The organism is Nocardiopsis oceanisediminis, assembly GCF_048595525.1.
Classification (GTDB): Bacteria; Actinomycetota; Actinomycetes; order Streptosporangiales; family Streptosporangiaceae; genus Nocardiopsis_A; species Nocardiopsis_A oceanisediminis.
Window position 1 is genome coordinate 2,370,540 of sequence record NZ_JAFMZJ010000001.1, and the last position, 19,754, is coordinate 2,390,293.

The 19,754-nt window shown below is 76.8% G+C and carries 20 protein-coding genes, 3 tRNA genes and 2 pseudogenes; 6 read left to right on the plus strand and 19 right to left on the minus strand.

The window, feature by feature from the left end; all coding sequences use genetic code 11:
• Positions 1–220 precede the first annotated feature (220 nt).
• Positions 221–790, minus strand: a complete 570-nt coding sequence (locus J0910_RS10600) for a hypothetical protein (RefSeq protein ID WP_420158340.1) — start codon at positions 788–790, stop codon at positions 221–223.
• A complete protein-coding gene (locus tag J0910_RS10605) occupies positions 780–1,406 on the minus strand; it encodes an RNA polymerase sigma factor (protein ID WP_420158341.1) in 627 nt (208 codons plus the stop codon). The genes J0910_RS10600 and J0910_RS10605 overlap by 11 nt, the downstream gene beginning before the upstream one ends.
• A 217-nt stretch (positions 1,407–1,623) precedes the next feature.
• Here J0910_RS10605 and J0910_RS10610 point away from each other — a divergent pair, with 217 nt between their 5' ends.
• On the plus strand, positions 1,624–2,118 hold the full coding sequence (locus J0910_RS10610; protein ID WP_420158342.1) for a DUF3145 domain-containing protein: 495 nt from the start codon (positions 1,624–1,626) through the stop codon (positions 2,116–2,118).
• Between the two features lie 50 nt (positions 2,119–2,168).
• On the opposite strand, the gene J0910_RS10615 is transcribed toward J0910_RS10610, so the two are convergent.
• Both J0910_RS10615 and J0910_RS10620 read right to left on the minus strand, forming a co-directional pair.
• On the minus strand, positions 2,169–2,639 hold the full coding sequence (locus tag J0910_RS10615) for a DUF1707 SHOCT-like domain-containing protein (protein ID WP_420158343.1): 471 nt from the start codon (positions 2,637–2,639) through the stop codon (positions 2,169–2,171).
• A gap of 34 nt (positions 2,640–2,673) precedes the next feature.
• On the minus strand, positions 2,674–3,105 hold the full coding sequence (locus J0910_RS10620) for a DUF1707 SHOCT-like domain-containing protein (RefSeq protein ID WP_420158344.1): 432 nt from the start codon (positions 3,103–3,105) through the stop codon (positions 2,674–2,676).
• Between the two features lie 415 nt (positions 3,106–3,520).
• Between J0910_RS10620 and J0910_RS10625 the strand changes: the two are divergent.
• Positions 3,521–3,739, plus strand: a pseudogene (locus J0910_RS10625) (integrase core domain-containing protein); the annotation flags it as partial.
• On the opposite strand, the gene J0910_RS10630 reads toward J0910_RS10625, so the two are convergent.
• From J0910_RS10630 to J0910_RS10675, 10 genes and pseudogenes are all read right to left on the minus strand, one after another.
• The gene (locus J0910_RS10630; protein WP_420161951.1) at positions 3,736–4,191 is read right to left on the minus strand and encodes a DUF1707 SHOCT-like domain-containing protein; all 456 of its coding nucleotides are present in this window, start codon (positions 4,189–4,191) and stop codon (positions 3,736–3,738) included. The pseudogene J0910_RS10625 and the gene J0910_RS10630 sit on opposite strands and share 4 nt — an antisense overlap.
• Before the next feature lie 245 nt (positions 4,192–4,436).
• Positions 4,437–5,252 (minus strand): 3'(2'),5'-bisphosphate nucleotidase CysQ family protein, encoded by an 816-nt coding sequence (locus J0910_RS10635; RefSeq protein ID WP_420158345.1) that lies wholly within the window; start codon positions 5,250–5,252, stop codon positions 4,437–4,439.
• Positions 5,249–6,262 (minus strand): ATP-grasp domain-containing protein, encoded by a 1,014-nt coding sequence (locus tag J0910_RS10640; protein ID WP_420161952.1) that lies wholly within the window; start codon positions 6,260–6,262, stop codon positions 5,249–5,251. Before J0910_RS10640 ends, J0910_RS10635 begins: the two co-directional genes overlap by 4 nt.
• A 418-nt stretch (positions 6,263–6,680) precedes the next feature.
• Positions 6,681–7,322 (minus strand): HAD family hydrolase, encoded by a 642-nt coding sequence (locus tag J0910_RS10645; RefSeq protein WP_420158346.1) that lies wholly within the window; start codon positions 7,320–7,322, stop codon positions 6,681–6,683.
• A gap of 156 nt (positions 7,323–7,478) precedes the next feature.
• A complete protein-coding gene (locus tag J0910_RS10650) occupies positions 7,479–8,015 on the minus strand; it encodes a YbhB/YbcL family Raf kinase inhibitor-like protein (RefSeq protein WP_420158347.1) in 537 nt (178 codons plus the stop codon).
• Between the two features lie 148 nt (positions 8,016–8,163).
• Entirely contained in the window at positions 8,164–8,883 is a 720-nt protein-coding gene (locus J0910_RS10655) for a PIG-L deacetylase family protein (protein ID WP_420158348.1), read from the minus strand.
• A gap of 223 nt (positions 8,884–9,106) precedes the next feature.
• Positions 9,107–10,399: a cytochrome P450 gene (locus J0910_RS10660; RefSeq protein WP_420158349.1), complete on the minus strand. Its 1,293-nt coding sequence runs from the start codon at positions 10,397–10,399 to the stop codon at positions 9,107–9,109.
• 36 nt (positions 10,400–10,435) lie between these two features.
• Positions 10,436–10,999 (minus strand): TetR/AcrR family transcriptional regulator, encoded by a 564-nt coding sequence (locus J0910_RS10665; RefSeq protein ID WP_420158350.1) that lies wholly within the window; start codon positions 10,997–10,999, stop codon positions 10,436–10,438.
• A gap of 111 nt (positions 11,000–11,110) precedes the next feature.
• The gene (locus J0910_RS10670; RefSeq protein WP_420158351.1) at positions 11,111–11,491 is read right to left on the minus strand and encodes a Clp protease/crotonase-like domain-containing protein; all 381 of its coding nucleotides are present in this window, start codon (positions 11,489–11,491) and stop codon (positions 11,111–11,113) included.
• A 235-nt stretch (positions 11,492–11,726) separates the two neighbouring features.
• A pseudogene (locus J0910_RS10675) lies at positions 11,727–12,662 on the minus strand (GlxA family transcriptional regulator); the annotation flags it as partial.
• 395 nt (positions 12,663–13,057) lie between these two features.
• On the opposite strand from J0910_RS10675, the gene J0910_RS10680 reads away from it, so the two are divergent.
• Both J0910_RS10680 and J0910_RS10685 read left to right on the plus strand, forming a co-directional pair.
• On the plus strand, positions 13,058–13,525 hold the full coding sequence (locus J0910_RS10680) for a DUF2269 family protein (protein WP_420158352.1): 468 nt from the start codon (positions 13,058–13,060) through the stop codon (positions 13,523–13,525).
• 2 nt (positions 13,526–13,527) lie between these two features.
• Positions 13,528–13,809, plus strand: a complete 282-nt coding sequence (locus tag J0910_RS10685) for a hypothetical protein (RefSeq protein ID WP_420158353.1) — start codon at positions 13,528–13,530, stop codon at positions 13,807–13,809.
• 17 nt (positions 13,810–13,826) lie between these two features.
• Here the strand turns inward: J0910_RS10685 and J0910_RS10690 are convergent, their stop codons facing one another.
• The 4 genes from J0910_RS10690 to J0910_RS10705 all read right to left on the minus strand — a co-directional run bounded on the left by J0910_RS10690 (position 13,827) and on the right by J0910_RS10705 (position 15,182).
• A complete protein-coding gene (locus J0910_RS10690; RefSeq protein WP_420158354.1) occupies positions 13,827–14,639 on the minus strand; it encodes an SAM-dependent methyltransferase in 813 nt (270 codons plus the stop codon).
• A gap of 268 nt (positions 14,640–14,907) precedes the next feature.
• Positions 14,908–14,984, minus strand: a tRNA-Val gene (locus J0910_RS10695).
• A 15-nt stretch (positions 14,985–14,999) separates the two neighbouring features.
• A tRNA-Cys gene (locus J0910_RS10700) sits at positions 15,000–15,070 on the minus strand.
• A 39-nt stretch (positions 15,071–15,109) separates the two neighbouring features.
• Positions 15,110–15,182 (minus strand) — tRNA-Gly (locus tag J0910_RS10705).
• A 287-nt stretch (positions 15,183–15,469) separates the two neighbouring features.
• Between J0910_RS10705 and J0910_RS10710 the strand changes: the two genes are divergently transcribed.
• On the plus strand, positions 15,470–16,681 hold the full coding sequence (locus tag J0910_RS10710) for a molybdopterin molybdotransferase MoeA (protein WP_420158355.1): 1,212 nt from the start codon (positions 15,470–15,472) through the stop codon (positions 16,679–16,681).
• Between the two features lie 126 nt (positions 16,682–16,807).
• Complete coding sequence (locus J0910_RS10715; protein WP_420161953.1) at positions 16,808–17,527, plus strand: GntR family transcriptional regulator; 720 nt, start codon at positions 16,808–16,810, stop codon at positions 17,525–17,527.
• 575 nt (positions 17,528–18,102) lie between these two features.
• On the opposite strand, the gene J0910_RS10720 is transcribed toward J0910_RS10715, so the two are convergent.
• On the minus strand, positions 18,103–19,689 hold the full coding sequence (locus tag J0910_RS10720; RefSeq protein WP_420158356.1) for an MFS transporter: 1,587 nt from the start codon (positions 19,687–19,689) through the stop codon (positions 18,103–18,105).
• Positions 19,690–19,754: the final 65 nt, after the last annotated feature.

A 19,754-nucleotide genomic window follows, 5' to 3' on the forward strand; every position in this document is an offset into this window, starting at 1 on the left:
GCGCAGACGCGACCTCTCCCCCTCGCCCCGGGCCCACCGCGCCTTCCCCGCCCGCATCCGGGCCTCCGCCGCGGAGACCAGGCCGTCGGCGATCGCGCCGACCTCGCCCCCCCCCAGGGCCTCGGCGACGATGCGGCCGCGCTCCGGCGGCTCTTCCGGGCCGCGCTCGCGGATGGCGGCGGGTTCGGGCGTCTGGTCCGCGGCCGTGCTGCGGAGGCGCTCAGACGGTCAGCCAGGGGGTCGCGACCAGGGGGCGGCCGTCCGCCCGGAAGAGGAGCCGGACCGGGCCGCGGGGGACGCCCCGGCTGGTGAAGGCGCCGTCCCGGTCGAGGGGGGCGTCCCGGGCCGAGCCCGGGTTCCGGACCTCCACGCTGCCGGAGCGGGCCGGGGAGAGCCGGCCGACGATGTCCCGGTGCCCCCCGCTCCCGGTGACCTCCAGCCGGATCTCCGCCTCCCGGGTGCGGAGCAGCAGGTAGCGGGGGCCGCCGTCCGGGACGGCCCGGAGGGCGCCGGCGGGGGCCTCCACCGAGTCGCCGACCAGGTCGGCCGTGGGCACCCCGGGGCCGCGCACGGCGAAGACCGCGGCGGCGGCCGCCAGCTCGCCGGCCGGGGCGGGCCGGGCCTGCGGCTGCACCGTGCGGAGCCCGGCCATGAACAGCTCCAGGTCGGGATCGTCCGCCGGCTCCGGTCCGCCGGCGGAAGGGCCGCCGGCGGCCCCCGGGTCCTCCGCTCCGGGGTCCCCGCCGGAACCGTTCGGGTCGTCGTCGGGAGGGCGCGGGTCACGGTTCACGGCGCGGTGCCCTTTCTCGCTCGTTCGGCGGGTCGTCGGGCGGGGGTCCGCCGAACTCCTCGAAGTCCTCGGTGAGCAGCCGCTTCAGCCGGCGGCGGGCGCGCCTGCGGACGGCCTCGACCCGGGCCGGGGGCAGCCGGGCGGCCTCGGCGACGGCGGCCGCGGGCGCCCGCGGCCAGTGCAGGTCCAGTGCGGCCACGGTGCGGTCCGGCTCGTCCATGGCCGCGATGGCGGCGCGGACCAGGCGGCCCCGCTCCGCGGCGAGGACCACCGCCTCCGGCGTCTCGTGGTCCACGGCGTGCAGCGTGTCCGGGTCGACCGGGGCGAGCCGGGCCGCCATCCGGGCCTGCTTGGCGCAGGCGCTGTGCGCGGTGCGCGCGATCCAGGACCCCACCCGCTCCGGCTCGCGGATCCGGTCCAGGTACTCGGCGAGCCGGCACCAGACCAGCTGGCGGGCGTCGGCGGCGTCCTGGTGCGGCAGCCGGTAGCAGTGCACGATCGCGTCGACCATGAGCGCGTACCGGCGGAGCAGCGCCTCCACCGCGGACGGATCGCCCGCGCGGGCCCGCTCGACCAGCTCTCCCGGTGAAGGGCCGTCACAGGTCTGGTCACTCACCCGCACCCCAAGTAGACTCGCGGAACCTGCCACACCTGAGGACCACGCTAACCGCAGCGCGCCGACCGCAGGCGGGCATGCCGGATCCGGCCAGGAGCGACCTGGTGCCCGAGTGGCCGATGGGGCACAATGGGCCACGGAGAACTCTCGAACGGACGGCTCCTCCGCGGTGAACGAGGGCGTCGGGGAAGCGCACTCGTTCGTATCAGGAGGTTCGGTGTCCGCACGTGGCGTCTTGTATGTCCACTCCGCGCCCGCGGCGCTGTGCCCACACGTCGAGTGGGCGGTCGCGGGTGTCGTCGGCGTGCCCGTCAAACTCGACTGGGACGATCAGCCGGCCGCGCCGGGGAACCACCGCGCCGAGCTCAACTGGCAGGGCGCGCCCGGGACCTCCGGCGCGATCACCTCCGCCCTCAACGGCTGGCAGCGGCTGCGCTTCGAGGTGACCGAGGAGGCCACCCCGGGCTGCGACGGCGTCCGCTACAGCTACACCCCCGCCCTCGGCATCTTCACCGCGGTCACCAGCGCCTCCGGCGAGGTCCTGGTGCCCGAGGCGCGGCTGCGCAGCGCCATGGAGCGGGCCGCGGCCCAGGAGGTCGACCTGGTCGAGGAGCTGGACCGGCTCACCGGCCGGGTGTGGGACGAGGAGCTGGAGCCGTTCCGCTACGCCGGCGACGGCGCCCCCGTGCGCTGGCTGCACGCCGCGGGCTGAGCGCCCCGCCGGCCCCGGCGCGGAGCGGGCCGCCGCGGGCGGGCCCGCGCTCACCGGTGGCCGGTGCACCCGCCCCCGTCCCGCGGAGGGTGGCGGCCGAAAGCGCCCACGCAGGTGAACACGGCCATGAAGCCGATCGGGACCAGCGGCCAGAAGACGATCAGCTCCTGGGCGATGACGCTGGTGACCCCCCAGATCGCGACGAGCACCACGGAGATCGCGGCGAGGCCGCGCCACGGCTCCAGGCGGCGGCGCCAGGCCTCGGCGCGGATCCGCGCGGGGTCGGGGGGCGGCCGCACCGGCTCCGGGTGGAGCACCTCCTCCGGAGGGTCGGGCAGGTCGCGGGTGAGGCCCGCCAGGTCGCCCGCGGTGACCGAGCCCAGCGCCAGGTCCAGGCGCTCCCGGTACTCCTCCAGGGTCAGCCGGCCCTCCTGCAGGGCGTGGCCGAGGCGGCGCGCGACGGCGTCGCGGTCCGCGTCCGAGGCGCGCATCCTCTCCGGGGGAAGCGGTTCGTCGCCCATTCCCGTGTCACCCCCTCGGGTCCGGCGGGCGGGTTCACCTTCGGCCGTCGGAGCTCTCGTCCGGCCAGATCGCCGCGGCGACCAGGATCGCGGCCCAGATGCCCAGCGGCACCAGCGGCCAGTAGGGCAGCAGCGCGCCGCCCATGATGCTGGTGACGCCCCAGATCCCGGTCATGATGACCGCGCCGCCGAGCCACCAGCGCCACTCGTCGGTCCACTCCTTCCACGCCGAGGGGGCCGGTCCCAGAGCGGTGGCGGCGGGACTGCCGGACTCCTCCTCGACGGCGGGCACGGCCGGAGCCGGCTCGGGGAGGTCGGCGGTGAGGGCCGCCAGATCGCCGAGGTGGACGGCGCTCATCGCCGCGTGCAGCCGCTCCTCGTACTCGCCGAGGCGCAGCCGTCCCTCGGCGAGGGCGGCGGCGAGGCGTTCCGCGGTGGCGTCCCGGTCGGCGTCCGAGGCGCGCATGCGCTCCTCAGGGACGCGTTCATCCTCCACCGACGCCCACCCCCCTCGCACAAGATGATGGGGAGATTCACGATACGCGGGACCGTGCCGAGAGAAAAGGCCGCCGGCCCGCTCCGGCCCGCCGCGGCGGGGGATCGGAGCCCCGCGGGCGGCGGCCGGCCCGCCGCCGGGGAGGGGAGGGGCCGGTCCGAGCCTGCGTTCGGTCCGCAGCCGGCGGCCCCGGGCCTCGGCGGCGAACCGGCGGCCCCGTCCGCGGGCGGTGGTGCGGGACATGCCCTTCTCGGCGGCGGCGTGAGCGGCCGGGCGGCCAGAGCGGAGCCGATCGGTGCGGAGCCGTCCGCCGTGAGCGGTCGGCCGGGAATCGCGGCGGGACACGAACACCGGCTACGGCTACCTGCACACCGCCATCGACGACCGCACCCGCCCCTACCGGCCCCAGACCGGCGGCACGGTGGAGCGCTTCCACCGCACCCTGGCCGACGAACGGGCCTACGCCCGCCCCTGCCGCTCAGAGGCCGAACGGCGGGAGGCCTTCGGCGGATGGCCGCACCATTGCGATCACCACCGGTTCCCCACCGCGATCGGCGGCCCTCCCGCATCCCGCGTACCCGACCTCTCAGGCCAGTACATCTAGGAGCCGCCCCCGGTCCTGCCGGAGAGCATCCCGGCGAGCAGGACCGCTGCCCAGATGCCCAGCGGGATGAGCGGCCAGAACGGCAGGAACTCGCCGCTGGTGGCGCTGGTGACGCCCCAGATGCCGACCATGATGACCGCGCCGCCGCCCCAGGAGCGCCACTCCTCCGGCCGCCCGCGCCAGAAGGAGGGCCGGGCGGGCGGGGCCATCGCGGCGAGGTCGACCGGGCCCTCTCGGGGCGCGGGGGCGGCGCCGGCCTCCGGCGGCAGGTCGGCGGTGAGCCCCCGGAGGTCGGCCGCGGTGACCGCGGACATCGCCGCGTCCAGCCGATTCCGGTACTCCTCCATGTCGAGGCGGCCCTCGGAGAGCGCCGCGGCGAGGCGCTGCGCCGCCACGTCCCGCTCGGCGTCGGACACGCGCATGTCCCCGCGGTGCTGCGGCTCGGGGTCCATCGGGCGGCCTCCTCGGGGTCCGCTCTCCGCCGGGTCGGCGAAGACGCTGCTCACCACCGAGGCTAGGTCCGCCGCGGGCACCGGGCAATGGACCGCCGGACCGGTCCGGGGTCCTCCGAAAGAAGGACGCCGGGGGAGGGGCCGGCGGGGGCGTTCCGCGGTCCGCCCGGGGCGGCCGCGGGGACGGCGCCGCCGCGGGAGGCCGGCGGGGCCGGGGCGAGGGGGAGGGCGTCCGGGCGGAGGCCTCAGCCGCCCCCGCTCCAGGAGCGGTGCCAGCGGGCCACCTCGGCGCAGGCCGCCTCGTCGGTGCCGGCGATGAGGCCGCCGCTCTCGTACCCTCCGCGGTGGTCGAAGCGGGTGCCGTCCAGCCGGAGCAGCCCCGCCCCGGTCTCCTCCAGGACGAGCTGCGGCGCGGCCACGTCCCAGTCGCGGACCGGGACGTCCTTGATGAAGAGCCGGGCCGCGCCCTCGGCCACCCGGCACAGCTTCAGCCCGATGCTGCCGGACTCCTGGTACTCGCCGAAGCCGAAGTGCCGGTAGGCGGCGAGCGCGACCCCGCGCGGCTCCGGGGTGTTGTCGATGAGCGCCCCGGTGCCGACCGGCGCGGGGGAGAGCCGCGGCAGGTGGTCGCCGTTCCGAGTGGCGCCCATACCGCGCACCGCCGCGTACATCACGTCGTTCTCCGGCGCGTATATCGCCGCCGCCACCGGGACCCCGCCCTCCATCAGCGCGGCCTGGGTGACGTAGCCGGGGTAGCCGTGCACGAAGCTGGCGGTGCCGTCGATCGGGTCGATCATCCAGTGCACGCCGGGGCGGTCGGCGACCAGCGAGGCGGCGTCCTCCTCGCTGAGCACCGGCACCCCCGGCTCCAGGGCGCGGAGCCGGTCGCTCAGCGCGCCGTGCGCCATGGCGTCCGCCTCCGCCTTGAACTGCGAGCCCTCCCAGACGCCGCTGGTCGCGCGGGCGTCGGAGCGCCACTCGCGCAGCAGCACCCCGACCTCCAGCACCGCCCCGGTGAGCGCGGTGGCCAGGGTGTCCGACCGGAGTCTTCGCCGGCTCACTGGGCCGCCTGCGCGATCACCGGCGCCTCGCAGTCCCGGGCGGGCCCGGACCCGGCCGGGGAGATGCCGAACGAGGCGAACCTCCCCTCGTCGATGAACTCGTCGGCCCAGCGGCGGACCATCACGACGCCCTCCCGCCACTCGTCGCGCAGCCGGGGTCCGCCGGAGACGGCCTGGCCCAGCAGCCCGGCGATCTCGTCCACCCCGGCCGCCATGGTCAGCGGCGCGGTGGAGGAGAACCGGGGGTTGATCTCGAAGATCCGCGGTTCGCCGTCGGCGTCCAGGCTGAGCTGGACGTTGAACGGCCCGTCGGCCCGCAGCTCCTCCTGGACGGCCCGGCAGACCTCGACCACCCGCCGGTTCCGCCGGGTCACGGCGAACTTGGTGACGCCCCGCTTGAGCACCACCTCCTTGGGCACCACCGCCTGCACCTCGCCGTCGCGCCAGACCACCACGGAGACGGTGAACTCCTTGCCGGGAACGCGCTCCTGGACGATCAGGTCCTCGGAGGCGTAGCCGCTCTCGGTGAGCAGCCCGCCCAGCTCCTCGGTGGAGGCGCACACCGACACCCCGCGGCTGCCCCTCCCGGAGCGCGGCTTGACCACCACCGGCGCCTCCGGGGCGCCGGTCCACTCAGCGGCCAGCGCGGTCTGCGGGACCGGCAGGCCCGCTTCGGCCAGGCGCCGCATCAGCGCGTACTTGTCCAGGCAGGTCGCGATGAACTCGGTGCGCGGCAGCAGCACGTGCAGCCCTTCCAGGGCGAGTTCGCTGGCGGCCAGCAGCTCCTCGTCGACCAGGGGGACCAGCGCGATCGCGTTCTCCTTGGCGCAGATGCCGCGGAGCTCGGGCACGAACTCGGGGCTGGTCCCCGGGGGCACCAGATGGCACTCGTCGGCGAGGTACAGCCCCGGCGCGGTGGCGTCGATATCGGTCGCGATGACCCGGTACCCCAGGCGCCGCAGGTGGATGATGGTGCCGGATGTCGCCGCCGATCCCGCGGTCGTTATCACCACGGTCGGCCGCTCGGAAGACTGTGCAGCGGTCACCGATGAACCTCTCCGCTCGGTATGGGTGTTGTGATCGGCACGGAACCGGCGTGGTGTTCGATCGGGACCGCGGCGGTTCCTCCTCGCGAAGGGCCGAAGCGGCGGGCCCGGTCCAAAGGGGATGGTCGATGTCCGTCCCTCAACGAGCGTAGGACGCCACCGGGCGCCATGCCCGCACTTGGCCGGTTCCGGTTTCCAGGACAACCGGAGACCCGGCGTGGGCGTGCTCCCCGCGCCCGCGCGCGCGGGCCGGCCCCGGAACCCCGGCGAGGCGCTCTCCTCCCTTCCACTGCGGCATCCGGGCCGGGCGCCCGCGCGCCCGGGCCCCGGATCCGCCCGCCCCCAACACTGTCCGTTCCCAGTTCAGAACGGTGCGAGACCACTAAGGTTCGGCGTGTCGGCCCGGCTCCGCGCCGAGCCGCTCCGCCAGGAACGCCCGGAACGCCGCGAAACCGGTGTAGTGGTGGGCGTCGATGCCGTGCTCCGCGGCGGCGAGCACGTTCTCCTTCCGGTCGTCGACGAACACGGTCTCGGCAGGGGCGGAGCCGAGCGCCTCCAGCACGTGCCGGTAGACGCCCGGTTCGGGCTTGCAGGCGCCCAGGTCGCAGCTGAAGAAGAGGTGCTCCATGGCGGCCAGGGCGGGGGAGTGCCGCAGCGCCCCCGCGATGTCGGCGGGGGCGTTGGAGAGCAGGGCGGTGCGCACGCCCCGCCCGGCCAGCTCGGCCAGCAGGTCCGCGACCCGGGGGTCGGGGCGCAGCCAGGAGGCCACGTCGGCCGCCCACAGCCGCTGCGTCCGGGCGGCGTCCCAGTCGGCCCCCGCCCGCAGGGCGACGCGGCCCCAGTACTCGGCGGCGGTCAGGCCGCGGTCGTACTCGCGGCGCTCGCCCCAGTAGGCCTCCCAGAACGCCCCGGCGTCCGTGCCGGACAGGCCCTCGAGGGCGGCGCGGTCCTCCGCGGAGGGCGGGAGGGAGACGACCTCGCCGTAGTCGAAGACGATGACGGGGCCGGAACATTCGATGGTCATGTTCGTACGCACCTTTCTTCTGTTCGATTCTCTTCCTTCGTGACGGATGATATGTGCGATCCCGGTGCGGGGGAACGCGAAGGGGCGGCCGGCACCGGACGTCCGGTGCCGGCCGCCCCTTCGGAGCGGTCCGCCGCCCGCGGGCGGCGGGCGGCCTCACTTCTGCTCGTAGACCGGGGTGACCACGGCGCGCGCCAGCGTGTTGAAGAACAGGTTGAACCCGAGGAACGCCGGGCTCGCCGAGGAGTCCACCTCCAGGGCCGGGACGCCGACCGCGTGCACCGCGAAGATGTAGCGGTGCGGGCCGTGCCCGGCGGGCGGCGCCGCGCCGATGTAGCGGTGCCCCCCGGCGTCGTTGCGCACCGTCACGGCGCCCTCGGGCAGCCCGGGGCCGCCCTCGCCGCCGGCCCCGGCCGGCAGCGACACCACGCCGGCGGGGATGTTGCAGACCGCCCAGTGCCAGAAGCCGCTGCCGGTGGGCGCGTCGGGGTCGAAGCAGGTGACGGCGAAGCTCCGCGTCCCCTCGGGGAAGCCGCTCCAGGACAGCTGCGGCGAGACGTCCTGGCCGCCCGCCCCCATGATCCCGCTGACCTGGGCCGCGGACAGGGTGACCCCGTCCGCGACGTCGTCGCTGGTGACGGTGAAGGACGGGACCTCGGGCAGGAAGTCGTAGGGAGATGGCGGCTTGGCCACGGAGTGCCTCCTCGTGATCGTGGGACGGAGCGGGGCGCGCCCGGACCGGACCGGCGGGCGGCCGTGCTCCGCGCCGCCCCTCGCGCGCCTCCGCCCGTGTCTATCGTGTCCGCCCGGCCCGTGGCCAACCGGCGCCCGGCGCAGGGGGTCAGCGGGTGTCGACGTACCGGAAGGCCTCGGCGAGCCGGCCCTCGGGGAGGCCGGCGCGGGCGGCGGTGGCGGAGAGCCACGAGCGCAGCCCCTGCTCCAGGGCCGCGGGGTCGGGGATCTGGCTCCCGTGCGCGGAGAGGGCGGCCATCTTCTGCGCGAAGACCTCGGTGACGTCGGGGAACCGGTCCGGGTCCGGGCCGCCGGTGAGCCACACCTCGGGCACCGTCCACGGGGCCAGGCCCTCGTCGCGCAGCAGCTCGGGGTGGGCGTGCGGGTTGCGGGCGTCGGGGAAGACCGCGCAGATCGCGGCCTCGCCGACGGCGAGGTGGTCGGGGTGGCTGGGGTGGATGCGCGTCCAGTCCCGCTCCGGGCTGGGGATGACCATCCGCTCCGGGCGCACCCGCCGGATCACCCGGGCGATGTCCCGGCGCAGCTCCAGCGAGGCCGTCACCCGGCCGTCGGGGCGGCCCAGGAAGCGCACGTCGTGCACGCCGACCGCCTCGGCGGCGCGGCGCTGCTCGGCGCGGCGCAGCTCGGCCGTCTCCGCCGCGCCCGCGGTCCGGTCGTCCCCGCCGGCCTCGCCGTCGGTGACCAGCAGGTAGGTGACGGCCGTCCCGGCCCGGGTCCACAGCGCCACCGTCCCGGCGCATCCGAAGTCGGCGTCGTCGGGGTGGGCCATCACGACCAGGGCCCGCTCCACGGTCTCCTCGACCGGCATCGCGCGCTCTCCTCTCCGCTCGGTTCCCGGGGCGGGTCCGCACGCCGGATCCGCCCGGGGACGGCGTTCCCCGGTGCGCCCGGCGGGAACCGCCGCATCCGCCGCGGCGGTGCGGGCGCGGTGGCCTCGGCCGTATCGGGAGGCGGCGGGGGAGGAGCGGGCCAGGGGACGCGGAGGCGCCCCCGGGTCGGCCGACCGGCGCCCGCGGGCGCGGCGGGCCCGCTCAGCGCGGGGTCCGGTGCAGGACGCGGACCGGGAGGCCGCCGCGGGGGCGCATCGTGGTCAGGCCCGAGGGGGCCGGCGGCGGGCCGGCCGGGCGCAGGTCGGTGCGGAGGGCCAGGCGGGCGAGCATCACGGCCAGCTCGGTGGTGGCCAGCGCGGAGCCGATGCAGCGGTGGGCGCCCCCGCCGAACGGCAGGAACTCGTCGGGGGCCGGCCGCCGGCCGTCCGACCAGCGCTCCGGGCGGAAGGCCGCCGGATCCTCCCAGACCCCGGGCAGCCGGTGCGTGGCGTAGGGGCTGTAGACGACCAGGGCGCCGGCGGGGACGCGCCGCCCGGCGAAGGAGAACCCCTCGTTCGCCCGGCGGGCGCTGATGGGCGCCGGCGGGTGCAGCCGGAGCGTCTCCTGCACGACGCCGTTCAGGTAGGGCATCCCGGCCAGGGCCGCGGCGGTGGGCGGGCCGGCCGCCGCGGCCTCGGCCCGGACCGCCTCCCAGGCCCCCTCGGTGCGGATGAGCCGGTGCACCGCCCAGGCCATCGCCGCGCCGGTCGTCTCGTAGCCCGCCGCGATCAGGGTGATCGCCTGGTCGCGGACCTCCTCGTCGGTCAGTCCGGTGCCGTCCTCGCCGCGCCCGTGCACCAGGGCGGCCAGGATGTGGCCGTCCTCCTCCGCGGGGCCGGCGCGCAGCCGGTCGATCTCGGCGAAGATCCGCGCGTCCGCGTCGGCCTTGGCCGCCATCGCCCTGCGCCAGGCGGGCGTGCCCAGCCTGCGGTGCAGCCGGACCAGCTGCGGCAGCCGGTCGATCAGGTCGAGCATGGGCTGCAGCCGGGCGCCGAAGAAGTCCGCGTCGGCGGCCAGCCTCGGGCCGAACAGCGACCGCACGGTGCTGCGCCGGACGGCGGCGCGGAAGACCTGGTAGGCGTCGGCCGTCCCGCCGGCCGGCAGCGCGTCCACGGCGGCGTCGGCCTCCTCGGCGATGGTCCGCACGTACCCGGCGACCTGCCGGCGGTGCAGGGCGGGGCGGACCAGCCGCCTCCGCCGGGTGTGCTCGGCGCCCTCGCTGACCAGCAGCGAGGTGGGGCCGTCGATGGCGGCGAGGGAGTCGAAGACGTCGCGGGTGCCGAACAGGTGGCCGTTGGCGAAGATGAACCGGTTCGCCTCCGGGCCGATCAGGTAGACGTACCGGTGCCGCCCGGCCCCCAGGGAGAAGACCGGGCCGTGGCGCCGGTGGAGGGTGATCAGTGCGTCGTAGCGGTGGCGCGCCAGTTCGGCGGCGATCGCGGCCTGCTGAAGCATCCGGCCTCCAGGTTGCTACATCCGTAGCGCCCTATGCTACAGGCGTAGCGAGGCGAGGGCGGCGGAGACCGCGCCGCGCAGCCAGGCGCGGTCCGCGGGGCCGTAGAAGGGGCGCGCGACCGCGTCGAAGACCACCCCGTCGAGCTGGGCGATGAGCAGCCGCGCCGCGCTTTCCGGATCCGGGGCCCCCGCGGCGGCCAGCCCGTCCCGGGCCCGGTGCAGGAAGCGCAGGCTCGCCTCCTCCAGGTGCGGGCGGAGCTCGGGGTTGCGGGCGGCGTCCAGGTACAGCTCCATCCGGGCCCGGGTGCGCTCGCGGGCCGGGCCGGTCCAGTGCTCCAGCAGGGCGGTCAGCGCCTCCAGGGCGGCCTCGGCGTCCCCTGCGGGGAAGGCGAACCCGGCCAGCGCCGCCTCGTCCAGCTCGGCGATCCGGTCCAGCGCGGCCCGCTGCAGCGCCAGCCGGGTCCGGTAGCAGCTGCTGGTGCTCCCCGGCGGCAGCCCGGCCCGCGCGTCCACCGCTCGGTGCGTCAGCGCCCGCAGCCCGCCCTCCGCGATCACCTCGACGGCGGCCTCCGCCGCGCGCGCCTTGCGTGGTCTGGTCATACGCCCAACCATGCCAGCCCGCCGGAGCCGGGCGCCCGCCGCCGGGCGCCCGCCGCCGGGCGCCCCCGGCGGCCTCTTCGGCCTCTTCGGCCGCCGCCCCGGCCCCGAGGGTCAGCGGCCGGTCCACTCCGGGCGGGCGCCGGTGCCGAAGGCGCGGACCGTGGTGGCGAAGTCGGCGCTGCCGAAGGCGGCCTCGACCACGTCGGAGTCCTCGGGCAGGCCCGAGCGGCGCAGCCGCCGGGTGATCTCCTTGGCCGCCCACATCGTGACCGGCGCCTGGGAGAGGAACCGGCGCACGGTGTCGGCCACCGCCTCCTCCAGCTCCTCCGGAGCGGTGACCGCGGAGACGAAGCCGGCGGCGCGGGCGTCCTCGGCGCCCAGGAAGTCGGCGCGGAGCAGCAGGTCCAGGGTGCGCGCCGCGCCCAGCCGCTGGTGCAGCAGGGACATGGTGTCGGCGGAGAGGCAGTTGCCCAGGGTGCGGGCGATGGGCACGCCGAACCGGGCGGCCGCGTGCGCCGGCGGGTCAGCGGGGGGCGGGTCAGTGGGCGGCGGCCGCCGGGATGCGGCCGTAGGCGGCGAACGGGTCGGCCCCGGCGGTGCCCGCGCGGGTGGCCGCGGTGCTCCCGGAGGCTCCGAGGGGGCCGGCGGCGCTGAGCGTCCCGTCGCCGGCCCGGCCGGGCCGGTCCGCGGAGGCCGTGACCAGCGTGTGCGGACCGGGGCGGCCGCTGCGGAAGGAGGCCCGGTAGGCCCGGGGCGCCACCCCGACGACGCGCCGGAACCGCTCCCGGAAAGCGGCCGGCGAACCGAAGCCGGCCCGCACCGCGATCCGCTCGACGCCCTCGTCGGTCGTCTCCAGCAGGAGCTGGGCGCGGCGCACCCGGGCGCGCAGCAGCCACTGCAGCGGCGTGGTCCCGGTCTGCTCCCGGAACCTGCGGCCGAAGGTCCGCTCGCTCATGCCGCAGCGCGCGGCCATCGCCGCCAGGGTCAGCTCCGCGTCCAGGTTCTCCTCGATCCAGGAGAGCACCGGCTCCAGCTCGGACCCGGCGGGCACCGGCGGCCGCGCCTGCGCGACGAACTGCGCCTGCCCGCCCTCCCGCTCCAGCGGCACCACCATCGTCCGCGCCGATTCGGCGGCCACCGCCGAGCCCAGGTCCCGCCGGATCATGTGCAGGCACAGGTCGATCCCGGCGGCCGCGCCGGCCGAGGTCAGCACCGGCCCGTTGTCCACGTAGAGCACGTCCGGGCGCACGTCGACCCGCGGGTACAGCTCGGCCAGCCGGTCGGCGGCCAGCCAGTGGGTGGTCGCGCTCAGCCCGTCCAGCAGCCCCGCCTCGGCCAGCACGAACGCGCCGACGCAGACCGAGGCGATCCGGGCGCCGGCCGCCGCGGCGGCGCGCAGCGCGTCGAGCACCGGCTCCGCCGGGGGAGCGGCGTGCGGCGCGCACCCGGGGACGACGACGGTGTCCGCCCGCCGCAGCGCGTCCAGGCCGTACGGCGCGGTCAGCGCGACGGCGTCCCCCGCCACCTGCGGTGACGCCGCGCACACCTGGACCCGGTACGGCCGGCCGCCGTCCGCCAGCCGGACGCGCCCGAACGCGTCGATCGGGATCGCCAGGTCGGAAACGACCACATGGTCCAGGGCCAGGACCGCCACCGTGTGCATGCCGCCACGGTAGAGCAGGCCGCGCCGGACCGGTCCGCGGGGCCGGGAACGCGCCGGGGCACCGGATGGCGGGAATCCGTTGGAAAACGTCGTTTTCGCCTCTGGGAGCCGGTGCCGCACCGCCCTAGCGTTTCCTACCGTGCCGGTCCGGCGCACGGCCGCGAGGCGCGCCGCGCACGCCCACCGGGACGGCGGGACGCCCGCCCCCGGACCGGGCCGCCGCGGCGACCGCGGCCGGGTCCTCGGGCGCGGCCCCGCCGCCGTCCGGCGGAGCCCCCGGCGCACGCGAAGGAACCCAGAGGAGAGAGCACGACCGCTATGCCCACCACCGAGACCACCCGTCCCCCGATCCCCGCGGCCCTGCCGGCCGCCCGCTCCGAAAGGAGGAGCGGGTGATGGCGAAGCTCCTGCTCTCCCTGCACGTACTGGCGGCGGTCATCGCCGTCGGTCCGGTCACCGTGGCCGGCAGCATGTTCCCGGCGGCAGCCCGCCGGGCCGCGGCGGCCGGGCCGGACGCCGCGGCCCTGGCCCCGGTCCGGCTGCTGCACCGGATCTGCCGCGTCTACGCCTTCGTCGGCATCGCCGTCCCGGTCTTCGGCTTCGCCACCGCGAGCGCCATGGGCGTCCTCACCGACGCCTGGCTGCTGGTCTCGATCGGGCTCACCGCCGCCGCGGCCGGCGTCCTGGCGCTGCTGGTCCTGCCCGGCCAGCAGGCGATGCTGGACCGGCTGGACGGCGGAGAGGGCGGGGCGGAGCGCCGCACCACCGCGCGGCTGGCCATGCTGACCGGCGTCTTCAACCTGCTCTGGGCGGTGGTGACGGTGCTGATGATCGTCCGCCCCGGCTCCACCACGGGGGCCTGACCGTGGACCCCGCCGGAAGAGCGCTGCGCGTCGCCGCCGCCGTCGAGCTGGGCTCGCTCGCCGTGCTGCTGGCCAACCTGGCCACGCTGCACCTGCCCGGGGTCGCGTCCCTGGCCGGCCCGGTGCACGGCTGCGCCTACCTGTTCGTCATCGGCGCCGCCGCCCGCCACCCGCACCGCCGCCCCGCGGCCCTCCTCCAGGCCCTGGTCCCGGGCATCGGCGGCCTGCTGGCCGTACGCACCCTGGGCCGGGCCCGCCCGCCGGAACCGGCCCCGGGCGGCTGAGCGGGCTCCGCCCGGGATCAGCCGATCCGGCCGACGCCGCCGAACAGGTAGACCTCGGGCGGGAGCCCCGGGCCGGAGGGCTCGGGGCGCCAGCGGGAGCAGGAGACCACGCCCGGGTCGAGCAGCTCGGTCCCGTCGAAGTAGCGCTCGATCTCGGTGCGGGTCCGCGCCGTGATGGGGGTGCCGCCGCGCTCGTTCATCTCGCGCATCGCCTCCAGCATCGGCTCGCCGTGCACCTCGGCGGTGGAGTGGGTCAGCACCAGGAAGCTCCCGGCCGGCAGGGCGCCGGTGAGCCGGGACACGGCCGCGCGGGACTCCTCGGTGTCCAGGATGTGGTTGACCACGCCGAGCAGCATCAGCCCGACGGGGCGGCCGAAGTCCAGCGTCTTCGCACTCTCGGCCAGGATGGCCTCAGGGTCGCGCAGGTCGGCCTCGACGTAGGCGGTCGCGCCTTCGGCGGTGCCGGTCAGCAGCGCCCGGGCGTGCACCATGACGAGCGGGTCGTTGTCCACGTAGACGATGCGGGCCCCGGGCGCCAGGCGCTGCGCCACCTCGTGGGTGTTGTCCATGGTGGGCAGGCCGGTGCCGATGTCCAGGAACTGCCGGACCCCGGCCTCCTGCACGAGGTGGCGGACGGCCCGGACCAGGAAGGCCCGCTCGGCTCGGGCCCCCGCCGGGATGTCGGGGATGCGGGCCGACACCGCGTCGCCGGCCTCCCGGTCGGCCGGGTAGTTGTCCTTGCCGCCCAGCCAGTGGTTCCACACCCGGGCCGAGTGCGGCACCGTCGGGTCGATCGCGTGCGGGGAGGGACGGCTCACGGCGGGCTCCATGCTGTCGGGGATCGCGGACCCCGACGATTCCGCGTGGCCCGGCCGCGGTCAACCCCGCCGCCGCGCACCGGCCCCCTCGGCGGGCGCCCGGGCCGCGTCGCAGGCCATGGCGGTGCACAGGGGCGGTGTGCACCGGAGCGGCCCCGGGCGGAGTGCGCTGCGGCCGGAGTCCCCCCGGGAACGAGGAAAGCGGGCCCCCGGGGGAGCCCGCTGAGAAGGCGGCCGAAGCCGAACGGGCCGGAGATGATCCTCCGGCCCGCGGTGATACTGGTGGGCGATACAGGATTCGAACCTGTGACCTCTACCGTGTCAAGGTAGCGCTCTAACCAACTGAGCTAACCGCCCGTGTTCCCTCATGAGAGGTGGAGACGGGATTCGAACCCGTGTTGACGGCTTTGCAGGCCGCTGCCTCGCCTCTCGGCCACTCCACCGGACTCAGGCCCCGGTGCGCCAGGCGCCCCGGTTCTCCGAGCGGACGACGGGATTCGAACCCGCGACCCTCACCTTGGCAAGGTGATGCTCTACCAGCTGAGCCACGTCCGCGTGCCGCTCCGGCCCCGTTCCCCCCGGCTTCCCGGTGGGCCCTGCGCCGTGCTGCGGTTAGAACTTTAGCGGAATCTCCGCAGGTGGCAAATCGACCGGGAAGCGGCGGGCGGGAGACCCTTCCGCCCATTTCGTATTCTGTATACGATCAAGGGCGGCGGATAGGCTCGGAGCAGCGGGCGAGTCGGGGCCTGCGCCCGCGGAGGCGCGGATATACAGGTCCTGTGCGAGCAGAGCCTGTGCGAGCAGAGGTGGCGGCCGGGGCCGCAGCGGCGCGAGGAGCGGTGATGGGCCGAGGGGAACGGACGCCGGCGCCGTGGGAGCGGGCCCGCTCCGCGGCGCGGGCGCTGGGGGAGAGGTGCGGGCCGCCCGCCGCCCGGACCGTCCCGCTGGCCGAAGCGCTCGGCGCCACCCTCGCCGCCGACGTCCCCGCGCTGGTCGGCATCCCGGACTGCGACACCTCGGCGATGGACGGCTACGCGGTGGCGGGCCCCGGGCCGTGGACCGTCGCCGGGCGGGTGCTGGCCGGCGCCGCGCCCCGCACCGCCCCGCTCGCCGCCGGCACGGCGGTGGAGATCGCCACCGGGGCGCCGGTCCCGCCCGGGGCCGACGCGGTGCTCCCGCTGGAGCAGGCGGTGCGCACCGCGGAGGGCGCCGTCGCCGCGGCCGCCGGGCCGCCCGCCCCCGGAAGGCACATCCGCCGGGCGGGGGAGGACACCCGCCCCGGCGACATCGTGGTCAAGCAGGGATCCCCGGTCGCCCCCGCGGTGCTCGGCCTGGCCGCCGCGCTCGGCCACGACACGCTCTCGGTCCGCCGGCCGCGGGTCGCGGTGCTGGTCACCGGGGACGAGGTGGTCCCTTCCGGGGTGCCGGCCCCCGGTGCGGTCCGGGACGCGATCGGCCCGATGCTCCCCGGGGTCGCCGCCTGGGCCGGAGCCCGGGCCGACCCGCCGGTGCGGGTGCGGGACCGGCTCGACGGCACGGTGGGCGCGCTGCGCGCGGCGGCCGCGTCCGGGGCCGACGCCATCGCGGTGTGCGGCGCCTCCTCCAAGGGGCCCGCCGACCACCTGCGCGCGGCCCTGGCCGCGCTCGGCGCCGAGGTCGTCGTGGACGGCGTGGCGTGCCGCCCCGGCCACCCGCAGCTCCTCGCACACCTCGGCCCGCCCTCCGCGCCGGGCCCCGCCGTGGTCGGCCTGCCCGGCAACCCCAACGCGGCCCTGGCCGCCGCGCTCACCCTGCTCGTCCCGGTGCTGGCGGCGATCGGCGGGCGGCCGGATCCGGCCGCGGCGGAGCCGGCCCGCGCCGAAGTGCTGGACGAGATCGACCCGCACCCCCGGGACACCCGGCTGGTCGCGGTCCGGGCGGGCGCGGACGGAGTCCGCCTGATCGGCCACGACCGGCCGGGAAGCCTGCGCTCCCCGGCCGCCGCCGACGCCTACGCGGTGATCCCGCCGGGGTGGCGCGGGCCCGAGGCGGAGCTGCTCCGCCTGCCGCGCTGAACCTCCGCGGCTCCGCCGGAGTGCGGCCCCGAGGGGGCGGCGCCGATTACACTGCTGGCACCAGGAGGGCCGATCCCGCCCAGGCATCGCCGACACCGCCGCGACGAAGACGGAACCCGATTGACGATGGCGCCAAGCCCGCTCGACAAGAACCTGCTCACCACTCCGGTCCGGCGTCCCGTGCCGCTGCGCGAGAGCGTCTACGAGACGCTCCTGGAGCTCATCACCGTGCGCAGGCTGCCTCCCGGGCAGCATCTGGTGGAGAACGAGCTCGCCGAGCGGCTGGGCGTGTCCCGCCAGCCCATCCGGGAGGCGCTGCAGCGGCTCAGCAACGAGGGCTGGGTCGACCTGCGCCCGGGATACGGCGCCTTCGTGCACCACCCCGGCGAGGACGAGGCCGAGCAGCTGCTGGCGGTGCGCGGGCTGCTGGAGGGCGAGGCGGCCCGGCTCGCCGCGGGGAACGCCGGCGCCGCCGGGGTCGCCCGGCTGCGCGCGCTGTGCGCCGAGGGCGAGGCCTGCCTGGAGCAGGGCGACGCGGAGCGGACCGTCGCGCTCAACGCCGACCTGCACCGGCTGGTCACCGAGCTGTCCGGGAACGAGGTCCTGGCCGGGCTGGCGGCCCAGGTCGCCCGGCGGGTGCGCTGGTACCACGGCCTGGTCGCGGTCCGCCGGGGCCGCGACTCCTGGCGGGAGCACGCCCGGATCATCGACGCGATCGAGGCCGGCGACGGCGGGGAGGCCGCCCGGCTGATGCGCGAGCACACCGACACCACCCGCCGGATGTACCACGAGATCTCCGCCGAGCAGGAGGCCGAGCGGTCGGAGGAGCCGCCGGAGGGGCGGTAGCCCGCTGCGGCGCCCCCTCGGAGCGGAGCCTGCCCGGTTCCGCGCGCCGCGCTCTGCCGGGGCCGCTGCTCCCTCCCGTCCCCGCGTCGCGCGGCGGAGCGGGTTCTCCGGTGCCGCCGCCTCCGCCGGCGGGAAAAGCCGGGGAGGGCGGTTCCCCGGGGCGCGGCGGCCGGAGGGGACCCCCGACGGCGAGCCCGGACGCCCTGCGCGGCCGGGCGGGCCGCGCTCCCGGCCGGGCTCCCGGACCGCCGCCGTGCGCGGGGAGGGGGCCGGCCGCCCGGTCCCCGGGACCGGCGGAGCGGGTCCGGCGGAGGAAAAGGCGCGCGATGTCTGGCGCGCGGGGGAGGCAGCGGCCAGAATGTGTGACCGGCCTCTCTTTCGGGGCCGGCGGGCGCACCCGCTGAACCCCTGTGGTCGGCTCGACCGCGCCCGTCCGCTCCGGGGCCGGATCACCCCTGGGTCCGGTCCCGGAGCCCGTTCCGCCCCGCGCCGCGCCGAGAACGCGGCGGGGCGCCCCCGGGATCCGGAGGCGCCCCTGCTCAGCGCGGTCGCCGTGTCCGCTCCGCTCGGCGCGGTCAGTGCGAGGCGGTCGCCTTCTCCGGCTCCGCGGCGGCGGTCGCGGCGGCCGGGGTCCGCTCCCGGCGGAGCAGGAACCAGGCCTGGGCCGCGGCGGCCAGCACGATCGCCGTGGCGATGGCGCTGGTCAGGTGCATGCCGTCGGTGAAGGCCGCCTGGGCGGCGTGCAGCAGCGCACCGCCGGCCTCGGCGGGCAGCCCCTCGGCGACGGTCGCCGCGCCGCCCAGGGTGTCCCGGGCCGCCTCCATCTCCGGGCCGGGCACCGACGGGACGTCGCCCAGCCCGACCCGGTAGGCCGCGGTGAGCAGGCTGCCGAGCAGCGCCACGCCCAGCGCGCCGCCGAGCTCGTAGGCGGTCTCGGAGATGGCGGACGCGGCGCCGGCGCGGGCCGGCGGGGCGGCGCTGAGGATCGCGTCGTTGGTCAGCGTCTCGGCCAGGCCGATGCCGGTCCCGATGAGGACGAACGCCACCGCGATCGCGACCGCGCCCTGATCCGCGGAGGCCAGGGTGACGGAGGCGAACCCGGCCGCCACCAGAAGCAGGCCGATGACCAGGGCGGCCGCCAGGCTCAGCCGGCGCGCCGCGGCCACCGCCGCGAAGCTGGCGGCGACCGACAGGACCAGGCCGGGCACCAGGACGAAGCCGGCGCGGATCGGGCTCATGCCCAGCACCAGCTGGAGGTACTGGGTGAGGAAGAACAGCGACGCCACCATCGAGAAGACCAGCATCAGGTTGGTGGCCACGGCCACGCTGAACCGGCGGATCCGGAACAGCCGGATGTCGATCAGCGGGTGCTCCAGGCGGAGCTGGCGGCGGACGAACAGCGCCCCCATCAGCAGGCCGAAGAAGAGCAGCGCCAGCGGCAGCGGCTGCGGCCCGTACTCGGCGGTCTTCTTGATGCCGTAGACGGCGGGCAGCATCGCGGCCATCGACAGCAGCACGCTCAGCGGGTCCAGGCGGCCCGGGTTCGGGTCGCGGGACTCCTTGACCAGCCACGGGAGCAGCACCAGCAGCACCGCCAGGACCGGCAGGTTGATCAGGAAGACCGAGCCCCAGTGGAAGTGCTCCAGCAGCCAGCCGCCGACGATCGGGCCGAGCGCGCTTCCGGCGGAGAAGCCGGAGGCCCACACCGCGATCGCCATCATCCGCTGCCGGTCGTCCAGGAACAGGTTGCGCAGCAGCGACAGGGTCGACGGCATCAGGGTGGCGCCGGCCAGGCCGAGCAGGGCGCGCGCGGCGATCAGCATCTCGGGCGTGGTGGAGAAGGCGGCCAGCAGCGAGGCGCCGCCGAAGCCCAGCGCGCCGATCATCAGCAGCCGGCGGCGGCCGATCCGGTCTCCCAGCGAACCCATGGTGACCAGCAGTCCGGCCAGCATGAAGCCGTAGATGTCGATGATCCACAGCAGCTGGCCGCCGGTGGGCCGGAGGTCCTCGGTGAGGTAGGGCACGGCGAAGCCGAGCACCGTCATGTCGATGGCGATCAGCAGCACCGGCAGGACCAGCACGGCCAGGCCGAGCCACTCGCGGGCTCCGGCCTTGGGGACAGTGCGGCCGGTCGGCTGCCGGCCGGTCACTGCGGAAGTCATGTTCCCTCTACTTCGTCGTCGGCTTTCGGGCGGGTGCGGGGAGTCGCGGAGGTCCGGGGCGGCCC

Bases quoted from the DNA above. Each gene is read 5' to 3' on its own strand.
- J0910_RS10615 (WP_420158343.1), bottom strand. From the start codon at position 2,639: ATGGGCGACGAACCGCTTCCCCCGGAGAGGATGCGCGCCTCGGACGCG.
- J0910_RS10620 (WP_420158344.1), bottom strand. From the start codon at position 3,105: ATGCGCGCCTCGGACGCCGACCGGGACGCCACCGCGGAACGCCTCGCC.
- J0910_RS10630 (WP_420161951.1), bottom strand. From the start codon at position 4,191: ATGGACCCCGAGCCGCAGCACCGCGGGGACATGCGCGTGTCCGACGCC.
- J0910_RS10645 (WP_420158346.1), bottom strand. From the start codon at position 7,322: ATGACCATCGAATGTTCCGGCCCCGTCATCGTCTTCGACTACGGCGAG.
- J0910_RS10655 (WP_420158348.1), bottom strand. From the start codon at position 8,883: ATGCCGGTCGAGGAGACCGTGGAGCGGGCCCTGGTCGTGATGGCCCAC.
- J0910_RS10660 (WP_420158349.1), bottom strand. From the start codon at position 10,399: ATGCTTCAGCAGGCCGCGATCGCCGCCGAACTGGCGCGCCACCGCTAC.
- J0910_RS10665 (WP_420158350.1), bottom strand. From the start codon at position 10,999: ATGACCAGACCACGCAAGGCGCGCGCGGCGGAGGCCGCCGTCGAGGTG.
- J0910_RS10680 (WP_420158352.1), top strand. From the start codon at position 13,058: ATGGCGAAGCTCCTGCTCTCCCTGCACGTACTGGCGGCGGTCATCGCC.
- J0910_RS10690 (WP_420158354.1), bottom strand. From the start codon at position 14,639: ATGGAGCCCGCCGTGAGCCGTCCCTCCCCGCACGCGATCGACCCGACG.
- J0910_RS10710 (WP_420158355.1), top strand. From the start codon at position 15,470: ATGGGCCGAGGGGAACGGACGCCGGCGCCGTGGGAGCGGGCCCGCTCC.
- J0910_RS10715 (WP_420161953.1), top strand. From the start codon at position 16,808: ATGGCGCCAAGCCCGCTCGACAAGAACCTGCTCACCACTCCGGTCCGG.
- J0910_RS10720 (WP_420158356.1), bottom strand. From the start codon at position 19,689: ATGACTTCCGCAGTGACCGGCCGGCAGCCGACCGGCCGCACTGTCCCC.